This window comes from Embleya australiensis (genome assembly GCF_051903075.1).
GTDB lineage: Bacteria > Actinomycetota > Actinomycetes > Streptomycetales > Streptomycetaceae > Embleya.
On record NZ_CP182422.1, the window covers coordinates 5,553,340 to 5,566,568 of the forward strand.

The 13,229-nt window shown below is 72.6% G+C and carries 11 protein-coding genes; 7 read left to right on the forward strand and 4 right to left on the reverse strand.

Going from position 1 to position 13,229, the window contains the following annotated elements; genetic code table 11:
• Positions 1–17: 17 nt before the first annotated feature.
• The 4 genes from ACMXN5_RS24085 (at position 18) to ACMXN5_RS24100 (ending at position 5,639) form a co-directional block, all read left to right on the forward strand.
• Entirely contained in the window at positions 18–263 is a 246-nt protein-coding gene (locus tag ACMXN5_RS24085) for a DUF2630 family protein (protein WP_379996044.1), read from the forward strand.
• 128 nt (positions 264–391) lie between these two features.
• Entirely contained in the window at positions 392–1,711 is a 1,320-nt protein-coding gene (locus tag ACMXN5_RS24090; RefSeq protein ID WP_395788495.1) for a M16 family metallopeptidase, read from the forward strand.
• Positions 1,708–3,072: a M16 family metallopeptidase gene (locus tag ACMXN5_RS24095; protein ID WP_439676943.1), complete on the forward strand. Its 1,365-nt coding sequence runs from the start codon at positions 1,708–1,710 to the stop codon at positions 3,070–3,072. Before ACMXN5_RS24090 ends, ACMXN5_RS24095 begins: the two co-directional genes overlap by 4 nt.
• 77 nt (positions 3,073–3,149) lie before the next feature.
• Positions 3,150–5,639, forward strand: coding sequence for an HAD-IC family P-type ATPase (locus ACMXN5_RS24100; protein ID WP_439676944.1), 2,490 nt, complete (start codon positions 3,150–3,152; stop codon positions 5,637–5,639).
• A 418-nt stretch (positions 5,640–6,057) separates the two neighbouring features.
• Here the strand turns inward: ACMXN5_RS24100 and ACMXN5_RS24105 are convergent, their stop codons facing one another.
• Complete coding sequence (locus ACMXN5_RS24105; protein ID WP_439676945.1) at positions 6,058–6,462, reverse strand: hypothetical protein; 405 nt, start codon at positions 6,460–6,462, stop codon at positions 6,058–6,060.
• Positions 6,463–6,639: 177 nt separating this feature from the next.
• On the opposite strand from ACMXN5_RS24105, the gene ACMXN5_RS24110 reads away from it, so the two are divergent.
• The gene (locus ACMXN5_RS24110; RefSeq protein WP_439676946.1) at positions 6,640–7,329 is read left to right on the forward strand and encodes a hypothetical protein; all 690 of its coding nucleotides are present in this window, start codon (positions 6,640–6,642) and stop codon (positions 7,327–7,329) included.
• A gap of 64 nt (positions 7,330–7,393) precedes the next feature.
• On the opposite strand, the gene ACMXN5_RS24115 is transcribed toward ACMXN5_RS24110, so the two are convergent.
• On the reverse strand, positions 7,394–9,115 hold the full coding sequence (locus ACMXN5_RS24115; protein ID WP_439676947.1) for an AMP-binding protein: 1,722 nt from the start codon (positions 9,113–9,115) through the stop codon (positions 7,394–7,396).
• Positions 9,116–9,324: 209 nt separating this feature from the next.
• Between ACMXN5_RS24115 and ACMXN5_RS24120 the strand changes: the two genes are divergently transcribed.
• Entirely contained in the window at positions 9,325–10,626 is a 1,302-nt protein-coding gene (locus tag ACMXN5_RS24120) for a four-carbon acid sugar kinase family protein (RefSeq protein ID WP_439676948.1), read from the forward strand.
• A complete protein-coding gene (gene pdxA, locus ACMXN5_RS24125) occupies positions 10,610–11,707 on the forward strand; it encodes a 4-hydroxythreonine-4-phosphate dehydrogenase PdxA (protein WP_439676949.1) in 1,098 nt (365 codons plus the stop codon). Before ACMXN5_RS24120 ends, pdxA begins: the two co-directional genes overlap by 17 nt.
• A 47-nt stretch (positions 11,708–11,754) precedes the next feature.
• Here the strand turns inward: pdxA and ACMXN5_RS24130 are convergent, their stop codons facing one another.
• Both ACMXN5_RS24130 and ACMXN5_RS24135 read right to left on the reverse strand, forming a co-directional pair.
• Entirely contained in the window at positions 11,755–12,765 is a 1,011-nt protein-coding gene (locus ACMXN5_RS24130) for a pseudouridine-5'-phosphate glycosidase (RefSeq protein ID WP_395788511.1), read from the reverse strand.
• A 30-nt stretch (positions 12,766–12,795) separates the two neighbouring features.
• A complete protein-coding gene (locus tag ACMXN5_RS24135) occupies positions 12,796–13,134 on the reverse strand; it encodes a VOC family protein (protein WP_126641737.1) in 339 nt (112 codons plus the stop codon).
• Between the last annotated feature and the right edge of the window lie 95 nt (positions 13,135–13,229).

A 13,229-nucleotide genomic window follows, 5' to 3' on the forward strand; every position in this document is an offset into this window, starting at 1 on the left:
AAGAAAGGTTCCGCGCGATGGACGACAAGCAGATCCGCGACCGCATCACCGACATGGTCGAGCAGGAGCGTGCCTTGCGCGACCGACTTGCGCAAGGCGCGCTCACCACCGACGAGGAACACGGGCGGCTCGCCGAGGTGGAGGCCGAACTGGACCGGTGCTGGGATCTGCTGAGGCAGCGTCAGGCGCTGCGCGACGCCGGCGCGGATCCGGAGACGGCCGCGGCGCGTCCCGCGCGCCAGGTCGAGGGCTACCAGCAGTAGCTCCGCGCGTCCCGCTTCGCCCGTCGCGAACAGCCCCGCGAGCGGGAGTCGAACCGGTCCCGCGCGTCGTTAGGGTGAGGGTGGCCGCCGTCGCGGCGGTCACCCTCCAGGAGAGGACGGATGGGCTTATGGCAGGACCGGCGACTGCATCGTTGGGGTTCACCGCGACCACGCACACCCTCGGCAACGGGCTCCGCGTGGTGCTCTCGGAGGACCACGTCGACCCCGTGGCCGCCGTCTGCCTCTGGTACGACGTGGGTTCACGGCACGAAAGGCCCGGGCGGACCGGGCTCGCGCACCTCTTCGAGCACCTGATGTTCCAGGGCTCGGCCAACGTGCACGGCAACGAGCACTTCGAGTTCGTGCAGTCGGCGGGTGGTTCGCTCAACGGCACCACCAGCTTCGAGCGCACGAACTACTTCGAGACGATGCCCGCGCACCAGGTGGAACTCGCGCTGTGGCTGGAGGCGGACCGCATGGGCGGGCTGCTGCAGGCACTGACCGAGGAGAGCCTGGACAACCAGCGCGACGTGGTCAAGAACGAGCGCCGGCAGCGCTACGACAACGTGCCCTACGGCACCGCGTGGGAGCGGCTCGTGGCGATGGCCTTCCCCGAGGGCCACCCCTACCACCACATGCCGATCGGTTCGATGGCCGACCTGGACGCCACCTCCCTGGAGGACTGCCGGGCCTTCTTCCGGACCTACTACGCGCCGAACAACGCGGTCCTGGCGATCGTCGGCGACGTGGACCCCGAGCAGACGCTGGCCTGGGTGGAGAAGTACTTCGGCACGATCCCCGCGCACGACGGCAAGCCGGTGCCGGCCGACGGCGCACTGGCGCCGGTGATCGGCGCCGAGCTGCGCGAGACGGTGCACGAGGAGGTGCCCTCGCCCGCGCTGATGGCCGCCTACCGGATGCCGGCCGACGGCACCCGGGGCGCCGACGCGGCCGACATCGCGCTGACCGTGCTGGGCGAGGGGGAGAGTTCGCGGCTGAACACCCGCCTGGTGCGGCACGACGAACTCGCGGTGTACGCCGGGGTCGGTCTGATGCGGCTGTCCGGGACCGCTTCGGTGGCCATGCTCGATGTGAAGGCGTCCGGCTCGGGCGCGGTGGCGGCGATCGACGCGGCGCTGGCCGAGGAGTTCGCCCGGTTCGCCGAGGAGGGCCCCACCCCGGCCGAACTCGAGCGCGCGCAGGCCCAGTTGGAGCGCGCCTACCTGGACACGATGGCCACCGTCGGCGGTCGGGCCGACGAACTGTGCCGCTACGCGACGCTGTTCGGCGACGCGAACCTGGCGTTCACCGCGCTGGATCGGCTGTTGGACATCACGGCCGAGGAGGTGCGGGCGGTTGCCGCCGAGCGCCTGGTGCCGGACAACCGTGCGGTGCTCGTGTACGAACCGACCGACGACGCGGACGAGAACGAGGAGCAGGTCGCGTGACCCAGACCGGCGAGATGGTGTTCCACCCGCGCCCCGGCGCGGGAGCGGCCCGCGAATGGACCTTCCCCGCGCCCGAGCGCTCGGTGCTCGGCAACGGCCTCGCGGTGTTGCGGGTGGACCGGCCCGGACAGAAGGTGGTGGCGGTCGAGCTGGTGCTCGACTCGCCGCTGGCCGCCGAGCCGACCGAGTGCGAGGGCGTCGCCACGATCATGGCGCGCGCGTTCACCGAGGGCACGGATCGGATGGGCGCGGAGGAGTTCGCCGCCGAACTGGAGAGCTGCGGCGCGACGATCGACACCGACGCCGACCACCCCGGTGTGCGGGTCGCGCTCGACGTGCCGGCCTCGCGCCTGGAGCGGGCCTTGGGGCTGCTCGCCGACGCGGTCCGGGCGCCGGCGTTCCCGGCCGCCGAGGTGGACCGTCTGGTGCGCCAGCGGCTGGACGAGATCGTGCACGAGATGGCCAGCCCGCCCCGGCGCGCGGCGTTCGCGCTGAACGCGACGCTGTTCGACGACGCGGTGCGGCTGTCCCGGCCGCGCGCGGGCACCGCGGAGAGCGTCGCGCGGGTGGACCGGGCGGCGGTGTGGGACTTCTTCACCGCGCACGTGCGCCCGCAGACCGCCACCCTCGTGGTGGTCGGCGACTTCGCGGGCGTCGATGTCACGGGTGTGCTGGAGCGCACCATCGGCACCTGGAGCGCGTCGCCCGCCGAGCCCTCGCGGCCGGGCCCGGTGGTCGCCGACGACCACGCGCGCGTGGTGATCGTGCACCGCGCCGGCAGTGTGCAGACGCAGTTGCTGGTGGGCCGGATCGGCCCGGGCCGCGAGGACGCCTCGTGGCCGGCGCTGACCATCGGCACCTACTGCTTGGGCGGCACCCTCACCTCGCGCCTGGACCGGGTCCTGCGCGAGGAGAAGGGCTACACCTACGGCGTGCGGGCGGCGAACCAGTCGCTGCCGAACGGCTCGCTGCTCGCCATCCACGGCTCGGTGGAGACCGACGTCACCGGACCGGCCGTCGCGGACCTGGTCACCGTGCTGCGCACACTCGCCGCCGAGGGCCTGACCGACGGCGAGCGGGACGCGGCCGTGCAGAGCATCGTGGGGGTCGCGCCGCTGAAGTACGTGACGCCGCGCGCGGTGTGCGACTCGCTCGCCGACATGGCCGCCGAGCGGCTGCCCGACGGCTATCTGCCCGAGCTCTACCTGAAGCTGGCCGACGTGGCCACCAAGGACGCCGCCGAGGCGGCCACGCGCGGCTTCGATCCCGCGCGCCTGGTGGCGGTGCTCGTCGGTGACGCGGACAAGATCCGCGAGCCCATGGAAGCCCTCGATCTGGGACCGGTCACGGTCGTCGAATAGGGCGCCGCGGCGGTGGGCGGATCACAACGGTCGGCCCACCGCCAACCGGGATCACCCCGGGCACTTACGGTAGACCCATGACTCAGCCGTTGCCGGGCGCCGGGCCCGGAGAGACGACAGCCATCCCGCCGGTCGACAGACCCGACGGGAAAGAAAGCGAACCGAACGTGCGCCTCGGCGTCGGACTGACCACCGCGGACGTCGCGGAACGGGTCGCGCGAGGCGACGTCAACGACGTCCCCGTGCGGTCGAGCCGATCCACCACCGAGATCGTCAAGGCGAACGTCTTCACCCGGTTCAACGCCGTCATCGGCGTGCTCTGGCTGATCATCCTGTCCGTCGGGTCGGTCAAGGACGGCCTGTTCGGCTTCGTGATCATCGCCAACACCGGGATCGGCATCATCCAGGAGATGCGCGCCAAGCGCACCCTGGACCGCCTCGCGGTGATCGGCGAGTCCAAGCCGGTGGTGCGCCGCGACGGACAGGCCATCGCGCTGTCCCCGTCCGAACTGGTGCTCGACGACGTGATCGAGCTGGGCGCGGGCGACAAGGCCGCCGTGGACGGCGTCGTGGTCGAGGCCGACAACCTCGAGATCGACGAGTCGCTGCTCACCGGCGAGGCCGACCCGGTGATCAAGCGCCCGGGCGACCCGGTGATGTCCGGCAGCTTCGTGGTGGCCGGCAACGGCGCGTTCACCGCGACCCGGGTCGGTCGCGAGGCGTACGCCGCGCAGCTGATGGAGGAGGCCAGCAAGTTCACGCTGGTGGCGTCCGAGCTGCGCAACGGGATCAGCACGATCCTCAAGTACGTCACCTGGATCCTCTTCCCGGCCTCGATCGCGCTGATCATCAGCCAGTACCGGCTGGAGGACACCACCTGGCGCGAGGCGGTGACCCGGATGATCGCGGGCATCGTGCCGATGGTGCCCGAGGGCCTGGTGCTGCTCACCTCGCTGGCCTTCGCGGTCGGCGTGGTGCGCCTGGGCCGCAAGCAGTGCCTGGTCCAGGAGTTGCCCGCGATCGAGGGCCTGGCCCGGGTCGACGTGGTGTGCCTGGACAAGACCGGCACGCTGACCGAGGGCGGGATGAACGTCGCCGAGGTCCGCGAGCTGGCCGAGGGCCTGCCGGTGCGCTCCGCGCTCGGCGCGCTCGGCACCACCGAGCCCCGGCCGAACGCGAGCCTGGCCGCGATCATCGACGAGTGCCCGGTCGAGCAGGGCTGGACCTCGGTGGAGAGCGTGCCGTTCTCCTCGGCGCGCAAGTACAGCGGGGCGACCTTCGAGGTGGCCGGCGCCCGTGCCACGTGGCTGATCGGCGCCCCCGAGGTGCTGGTGACCACGCAGGCGCACGGCGACCTGCTGGGCGAGGCCGAGCGGCTCGGCGCGCAGGGCCTGCGGGTGCTGCTGCTCGTGCGTACCGACGCCGCGCTCGCGGACACGGTCGACGCGCTGGTCGGCGGCCCCGACGGGGCCGATGTCACGCCTGCGGCGCTGGTGGTGCTGGAGCAGCGGTTGCGGCACGACGCGGGCGCGACGCTGGATTACTTCGCCGACCAGGGGGTGGCCGCCAAGGTCATCTCCGGGGACAACGCGATCTCGGTCGGCGCGGTGGCCGCCAAGCTGGGCATCAAGGGCGCCGACCACCCGGTGGACGCCCGGACGCTGCCCACCGATCAGAACGAACTGGCCGACGTGCTGGAGGCCAACACGGTCTTCGGCCGGGTCACCCCGCAGCAGAAGCGGGACATGGTCGCCGCGCTCCAGTCGCGCGGCCACAACGTGGCGATGACCGGCGACGGCGTCAACGACGTGCTCGCGCTCAAGGACGCCGACATCGGCGTGTCGATGGGCTCGGGCAGCGAGGCCACCAAGGGCGTCGCGCAGATCGTGCTCCTCGACAACAGCTTCGCCACGCTGCCGTCGGTGGTCGGCGAGGGCCGGCGGGTGATCGGGAACATCGAGCGGGTCTCGAACCTGTTCCTCACCAAGACCGCCTACTCGGTGCTGCTGGCCATCCTGGTGGTCATCGCCAACGTGCCGTATCCGTTCCTGCCGCGGCACCTGACGCTGCTCGCGTGGTTCACCATCGGTACGCCGGCGTTCTTCCTGGCGCTGGCGCCGAACAAGGAGCGGGCCCGGGCGGGCTTCGTCAGGCGGGTGCTGCGCTACTCCGGGCCCTCCGGCGTGATCGCGGGCACCGCGACGTTCACCGCGTATCTGCTGGCTCGTTCGCACTACGGGGCGACGGACGCCACGCGTACGGCGGAGACCTCGATCGCGACGCTGACGCTGTTTTTGGTCGGCTTGTGGGTGCTGGCGATCATCGCGCGGCCGTATACGTGGTGGCGGATAGCGCTGGTGCTGGTGATGGGCGCGGGATTCGCCTTGGTGTTGACGGTGCCGTGGTTGCAGCGGTTCTTCGAACTGAAGCTGGTCGGTACGCAGATGCCGTGGACTGCGGTTGGCTTGGCGGTTGTCGCGGGGCTGCTGCTCGAGGTGGTGGCGTTTTGGAACAAGCGGCGATTGGCTTTGGAGGTCGCGGCGGGGGCGCCCTCGGCCTCGGCGTGATGGTGTGACGGGTATGAGCGCCGCCCCGGTTGCCCGGCGACCTGGGGTGGCGCTCTGGTTGTTGGGCGCTTCGCGCCGGTTCGGGCGGGGCGGGAAGCGGGTGGGCGGAGTCGCGACGTGAGCGGGGCGGGGGGCCGCAGTCGTGTCGGCGGCGTTGCTTCTTTTTGGGCGCTTCGCGCCGGCTCGCGAGGGGCCGCTTTTCTGCTCCTCCGCTTCGCTCCTCCGCAGAAAAGCGGCCCCTCGCTCGGGGCTGGGTGTCCCTCCGCTTCGCTCCGGGTCACCCAGCCCAAACTTTGCGGCTCCGCCGCTCTCCGCGCTGCGCGCGTCGATCTCCAGGGTTGGCCCGGGTCGGGGGCGCTGACGCGCCAATGGGGGGCTGCGCGCGGGGTGGGGGAGTGGTGGGGGGCGGGGGGATGTTTCAGGGGGTGTGGCGTTCTGTTAGGGCCAGGGTTGTGCCGAGTAGGGCTGAGCCGGCGGCCAGGGTTGCGATGATGGTGCGGTGGCCTCTGGGGAGGGCCTTGGCGTGTGCTGCGGTGATCAGGACGTCGCCTACGTCGGCAGCGGCGGCCATCAGGGCCCATAGGCGGATCGGTTCGCCGCGTGCTGCGGTGATCATGGTTCCGAGGCCGAGGGCCAGGTCGCGGCCGCCCAGGGCGCGGGCGAACACCAGCGCTCCGGTGCGGTTCGCGTCGTCGCCGATCCAGGGGCGGGCCACGCGGGGTGGGTCGAGCAGCGCGACCACCCCCAGTGCCGTACGGGCGCCTCCCCAAGCCAGCGCCGCCGCCCGTCCGAGCCGGTCGAAGTCACCTGCGGTAATCGTCACATCCGGCACGGTATCGCTCCCACGACACTTCAGCGGCGGGCCATTTCGTGCATTAGCCTCACCCTGCCGAACACACGCACCGGCAACATCGAGCGAGCGGCGCCGGCGTGACGTCCCGTCACGCGTCCACGGGGGTGGAAGACGGCGCCGGGTCGCCACACGGGGATGGAGAACCAGTTGTACCTGCGTAAGCCTGCCCTTTCGGGACTGCTCGTCGCCGCGTCCGTCATCGCTCTGTCGAGCGGCTGCGGCCTGGCCGACAAGGTCAAGGGTGACGACGACAAGAAGAAGGATCCGGCCACGGCCGCGCCCCAGGCGAGTGCCGGCGGCGGTTCGACCGGCGGGGCGACCGGCGCACCCGCGACCCAGCCCGGCGGGGGCAAGGGCACCGCGCCGGCGACGGCGCCCGGCACCACCAAGCCCGGCGGTACCGGCAACCTCGACCCCAAGGCGTTCTGCGAACTGCTCACGCCCGCCGAGCTCAAGGGTGTGCTGAACACCGAGGTCACCCGCACCAAGAACGACGAGACGCTGCGCACCTGCCGCTACTACGGGCCCGGCGACTCCGGACTGGTGACCCTGCAGTACTTCCTGCGCAGCAGCAAGGGCGCCGACACGCCGGAGAGCGTGGTGGCCAAGAACGAGGTGTCGAAGTACGGCAAGCCGATCACCGACCTCGGCGCATTCCCCACGCTGTACGTGCCGGGCACCGGCAGCTACCCGGCGCCCAGTGTCCCCGAGGTCTACTTCGCCAAGACGCACGGCGACGTGATCGTCGACATGCACGTGAGCCTGTCACCCGCCGCGAAGGATCTGCCGCGCGCGCAGCACATCGCGATCGCGAAGATCATCGCCGACAAGATCTGAGCCGCCGCGCGGGGGCCGGGCCCGGCTCGGCCCCCGCGCGAACCGGGTGTTCGTCCGCCCCGGGTCAGCTGCCCTTGAGCTCGGGGAAGTCCTCCTCGAACCATTCCAGGGTGCCGCGCGAGGCCAGGTCCTCGTCGTGCAACTCGCGCTCTCTACCCCGCAGTTCGACCCGGCGGATCTTGCCGGAGATGGTCTTGGGCAACTCCGCGAACTCGATCCGGCGCACCCGCTTGTACGGCGAGAGCACCGCGCGCGCGTGCCGCAGGATCGACAGCGCCGTCTCCCGGGTGGGCTCGTGCCCCGGGGCGAGCACCACGTACGCCTTGGGCACCGCGAGCCGGACCGGATCGGGCGAGGGCACCACGGCGGCCTCGGCCACCGCGTCGTGCTCGATCAGTACGCTCTCCAGCTCGAACGGCGAGATGCGGTAGTCGGACGCCTTGAACACGTCGTCGGAGCGGCCCACGTAGGTGATGTAGCCGTCCGCGTCCCGGGTGCCGACGTCGCCCGTGTGGTAGAAACCGTCGCGCATCGACTCGGCGGTGCGCTCCGGGTCGTCGAGGTAGCCGGCCATCAGACCCAGTGGGCGCGCGGCCAGTTCGAGGCAGATCTCGCCCTCGGCGCCGGTGTCGGTGACCACCTCGCCGGAGATCGGGTCGACCAGCGCCACCGTGTATCCGGGCAGCGGGCGGCCCATCGAGCCCGGACGGACCTCCTGCCCAGGCGCGTTGCCGATCTGCGCGGTGGTCTCGGTCTGCCCGAAGCCGTCGCGGATGGTCAACCCCCAGGCGGCCCGCACCTGTTCGATCACCTCGGGGTTCAGCGGCTCGCCCGCGCCGATCACCTCGCGCAACAAGGTGCGCCACGCGCCCAGGTCCTCCTGGACCAGCATCCGCCACACGGTCGGCGGCGCACAGAACGAGGTCGCCCCGCAGCGCACCATGGTGTCCAGCAACGGGCGGGCGGCGAACCGCTCCTGACGCACGATCAGGATCGTGGCACCGGCGTTCCAGGGGGCGAAGAAGTTGCTCCACGCGTGCTTGGCCCAGCCGGGCGAGGAGATGTTCAGGTGTACGTCGCCGGGCCGCAGGCCGATCCAGTACATGGTGGACAGGTGCCCGATCGGATAGCTCGCCTGGGTGTGCCCGACGAGCTTGGGCTGCGCGGTGGTGCCGGAGGTGAAGTAGAGCAGCAGCGGGTCGCTTGCGGCGGTCGGCCCGTCGGGCGCGAACGGGGCGTCGGATACCCGCGCGTCGTCGAACGACAGCCAGCCCTCGGTCGGCTCGCCCACCACGATCCGGGTCCACTCGCCCGGCACCTCGGCGAAGCCCGCCGTCACCGCCGACTCGGCGATCACGTGCGCGACGCCGCCCCGGGTGACCCGGTCGGTCAGGTCGACCGGCGCCAGCATCGTGGTGGCCGGGATGATCACCGCGCCGAGCTTCATCGCGGCCAGCATCGCCTCCCACAACTCGACCCGGTTGCCGAGCACGAGCAGGATCCGGTCGCCGCGCCGCACGCCCCGCGCCCGCAACCACCCGGCGACCCGGTCGGAACGCCGGGACAACTCGGCGAAGGAGACCTTGGTGTCGGTGCCGTCCTCGGCCACGATCCACAGCGCGGTGGTGTCGTTGTCGCGCGCGATCGCGTCGAACCAGTCGAGCGCCCAGTTGAATTCGGCGGGTTCGGGGCGCGGGAAGTCCCGGCACGCGGTGGGCTGATCCTCGCGGTGTTCGAGCAGGAAGTCGCGCGCAGCGCGAAACGCCTCGGTCGCACCCGTCGTCATCGCCGAATTCCTCCGTCTGTCGTGTGGTCTCGCTGTACCGCAACACGGCGTCGCCCGTGCAGAAACGCACCCTCGCATCACCCGTTCGAGCGGTCAACGACCGAGACCGGGCCATACACGTTGACCGTCGCGGCGGGGGCAGCCAGACTCCCCGGGGACACGGAACGAAGCGCACAAAGATGATCTTGATCTGACATTCGGGACCGTAATTGACAGACAGTACGGCGCGATCCGGCCCACGCGTGCTTGTCCTGGCCGACGACCTCACCGGCGCCAACGCCACCGCGGTGCGCTTCGCCCGGCGCGGGATGCGCACACTCGTCACCGGCGGGCCGCCGCGCACGTGCGTCAGCGCCCCCGACGTGCTCGTGCTCGATTTGGCCACCCGGCACCTGCCCGGCGTCCAGGCCGCGCGCCGGGTCGTCGCGGGCGCCTCGGTGTTCCCGGACACCCCGCTGGTGGCCAAGCGGGTGGACAGCACGCTGCGCGGCAACCCGGGCGCGGAGACCGCCGCTCTGCTGCACGTGCTGGACGCCCGCCCGGGGCCGCCGGTGCGGGCGCTGGTGGTGCCGGCCCATCCCGAGGCCGGCCGGACCACCGAGGGCGGCGTGCACCGCGTACACGGCGTGCCGATCGCGGACAGCGAGGCGGCCCGCGACCCGTTTCACCCGGTCAGGTCCTCCTGCGTGCTCGGTACGTTCGCCACGAGCGAGCACACCGTCGCGCACATCCCGCTCGACGTGGTGCGCGGCGATCGGCCGGCGCTGGCCCGTGCCCTGGGCGATCCGGGCGCGCGGATGCTGGTCTGCGACGCGATCACCGACGCCGACGTGGAGACCCTCGCGCTGGCCGCCGCGACCCACGCCCTGGAGGGGGATCTGCGCTGGTTGCCGGTCGACCCCGGACCGTTCGGCGCGGCCCTGGCCGGCGCGCTGGGCACGGTGCCCAGCGGCCGCCCGGTGCTCGGCGTGGCCGGCAGCCTGAGCCGGCTCAGCCGGGAGCAGATCGCGCAGACCCAGCGCTGCCTGGACGCGCGCTGGCTGGACGTGGGCGACGCGCCGGACCCGATTCGGCTCGCCGCCGACCTGGTCGCGCTGGCCCGCACCGGCGCCGCGCTGGCCGGGATCCGCACCCGCATACCCGATCGGGTCGACCCGGTGATCGCCGCCCGCCTGCCGGTGCTGCTCGGCGAGGCGGTCAAACGCGCGCTGGCCGCCGCGCCGTTCGCGGGCGTGTACGCCACCGGCGGGGACATCGCGGGGGCGGTGTGCACGGCGCTCGGCGCCGACGGGCTGGCGGTGGAGACCGAGGTCCAGCCCCTGGTGGTGGCCGGCCGCCTGGTCGGCGGGGCGCACGACGGATTGCCGTTCGCGGCCAAGGGCGGCCTGGTCGGCGACGCGCACGCGGCGGTGGCGTGCGCGCTGCACCTGCGGATGAGTTCCACCATCACGGCGACGCCGTCGCCGATGCCGATCACGACCGGGGAGAGCGACGATGGACCACGCCGGTAACCCGATGGACCACGCCGGCGACCCGCCGCCCGTGGTGGCGCTCACCCTCGGCGATCCGGCCGGGATCGGCCCGGAGATCGTCGCCCGCACCCTGGCCGACCCGGGCCTGCCGCACATCGCCCGGTGTGTCGCGGTCGGCGACGCGGCGGCGCTGCGGCGCGGTGCCCGGGCCTGCGGCCTGGAGATGAAGGTGCGCTCGATCGACACGGCCGGGATCGGGACGCGGCCGGAGCCGGAGCCCGGGGTGGTCGACATCCTGGACACCGCGACCGTGACCGACGCGGAGATCGCCGACACGATGCCGTGGGGCCGGGTCGGCGCACCCGCCGGCGCCTCCGCGCTCGCCGCGATCCGGCTCGCGGTCCGGGCCGCCGAGGCCGGCGCGGTCGACGCGATCGCGACCGCCCCGATCAACAAGGAATCGATCTGGGCGGCGGGCGCCGGGCAGTTGGGCCACACCGAGCTGCTCGGCGAACTCACCGGCGCCGCCCATCCCGACACCATGTTCGTGGTCGGCGGCCTGAAGATCTTCTTCACCACCCGACACGCCTCGCTGCGCACCGCGCTCGACCTGCTCACCACCGAGCGGGTGGACGCGGCGATCACGGCCGCGCACCAGGCGTTGCGGGTGTTCGGCGACGAGCCGGACCCGGTGCTCGCGGTGGCGGCGGTCAATCCGCACGGCGGTGAGGGCGGCGCGTTCGGCGACGAGGAGATCGAGGTGCTGGCGCCCGCCGTGGCCCGGGCCCGGGACCGCGGCCTGGCCGTGGTCGGCCCCATCCCCGCCGACTCGGTCTTCCACCAGGGGCTGCGCGGGCGCTGGGCGGGGGTGTTGTCGCACTTCCACGACCAGGGCCACATCGCGGCCAAGACCTTCGACTTCGACGGCACCGTCTCGGTCACCGTCGGGCTGCCGATCCTGCGCACCTCGGTGGACCACGGCACCGCGTTCGACATCGCGGGCACCGGCGTCGCCGAATACGCGTCGATGCGCGAGGCGGTGCGCACGGCGGCGCGGTTCGCGCCCGCGGTGCCGCGCCTGCGGGCGACCTGGCCCCGGATGGTCGACCCGGCCGGGTGACGAACGTACCCGGCACGCCGTCCGGTGACGATCGACCCCGGGCACGGTCAGGTGATGGTCAACGCCCTCGCGATCCGCGCGGCCAGGTCGGCGTTGCCCAGGATCAGCGCGATGTTGGCGGCCAGACTCGCGCCGCGGGTCTCCCGGTGGAAGAACTCCAGCAGGAACGGGGTGACCGCCTTGCCGCGCACCCCGCTGTCCGCCAGCGCGGCCAGCGCCCGCTCCAGCACCCGATCGTGCAGGTCCGGATCCATCTGATCGCCCCGGGGCACCGGATTGGCCACCACCACGGCGGTACGACCCAACCCCAGCGCCTCGTGCGCGCGCACCACGTCGGCCACCTCGTCGGCGGTGTCCACCCGCCACTCCAGGCGATGGCCGGAGTCGGCCAGATAGAACCCGGGGAAGGCGTGCGTACCGAAGCCGAGCACGGTGACGTTGAGCGATTCCAACCGCTCCAGCGTCGCGCCCACGTCCAGGATCGACTTGACCCCCGAACACACCACGGTCAGCCCGCACCCGGTCAGCGCGATCAGGTCGGCCGACTCGTCCCAGCTGTCCCGGGCCTGGCGATGCACCCCGCCCAGGCCGCCGGTGGCGAAGACCCGGATCCCGGCCTGATGCGCCAGATGCGCGGTCGCCCCCACGGTGGTCGCGGCGTGCCCGCCCCGCGCGGTGACCGGCGCCAGATCGCGGATCCCGGCCTTGAGCACCTCCCGGGAGCCGGCCACGAATTCGAGCGTCTCGGCGTCCAGACCGATCGACGGGCGCCCGTGCACGACCGCGATCGTCGCCGGTACCGCGCCCGCGGCCCGGACCCGCCCCTCGATCTCCCGCGCGATCCGCAGATTGTCCGGCCGCGGCAGCCCGTGCGCGATGATCGTGCTCTCCAGCGCGACCACCGGCCGGCCCGCGGCCAGCGCGTCGGCGACCTCCGGCAGAATCCGCAAGCCGTTCACCGGAAGGACGCTACCGGGCGCGAGCGGCAGCGGGGTGGCATACGCGCCGGGACGTGCCGGCTCGGCCTCACCCCGACGCTCGGATACTCCGATGATCATGGCAATTCACCGTTCCACCCCGACGCGGGGTCAGCGCCGGGGCTGGTACAGCACGGCCGCCCAGCCGTCCGGGCCGCTCACCCGGACGCGCACCTCGTGCGGCCCCTCGACCGGCTCGCCCACCGTGAACCCGCCCTCGCGCAGCGGCGCGAGCGCCGCCTCCAGGTCGGCGACCTTGACCATCACCGAGGCCGCGTCGCCCTCGCGGTCGGTACCCGCCAGCGCCAGCCGGCCGCCGGCCACGTCGAACTGCGCCCAGCGCTCCCCGTCGACGAAGGTCGGTTCGGCCCCGAGCACGGCGGTCATGAACCGCACCGCGGCGGCCATGTCGGCGACGGGGAAAGCGGCGGACAGGCCCTGAGCGGACATGGGTTGCCTCCTGGAGTGAGACCGGGAACGGTATCTGATGGTCTATCAGGCGTGCCGGACACCAACCGAGTCGGGGCGCCTGGAATCCGCCGGCG

What these genes read in the sequence shown, in the direction of transcription:
- ACMXN5_RS24085 (WP_379996044.1), top strand. Translation starts at nt 18, where the DNA reads ATGGACGACAAGCAGATCCGCGACCGCATCACCGACATGGTCGAGCAG.
- ACMXN5_RS24090 (WP_395788495.1), top strand. Translation starts at nt 392, where the DNA reads ATGGCAGGACCGGCGACTGCATCGTTGGGGTTCACCGCGACCACGCAC.
- ACMXN5_RS24100 (WP_439676944.1), top strand. Translation starts at nt 3,150, where the DNA reads ATGACTCAGCCGTTGCCGGGCGCCGGGCCCGGAGAGACGACAGCCATC.
- ACMXN5_RS24115 (WP_439676947.1), bottom strand. Translation starts at nt 9,115, where the DNA reads ATGACGACGGGTGCGACCGAGGCGTTTCGCGCTGCGCGCGACTTCCTG.
- pdxA (WP_439676949.1), top strand. Translation starts at nt 10,610, where the DNA reads ATGGACCACGCCGGTAACCCGATGGACCACGCCGGCGACCCGCCGCCC.
- ACMXN5_RS24130 (WP_395788511.1), bottom strand. Translation starts at nt 12,765, where the DNA reads ATGATCATCGGAGTATCCGAGCGTCGGGGTGAGGCCGAGCCGGCACGT.
- ACMXN5_RS24135 (WP_126641737.1), bottom strand. Translation starts at nt 13,134, where the DNA reads ATGTCCGCTCAGGGCCTGTCCGCCGCTTTCCCCGTCGCCGACATGGCC.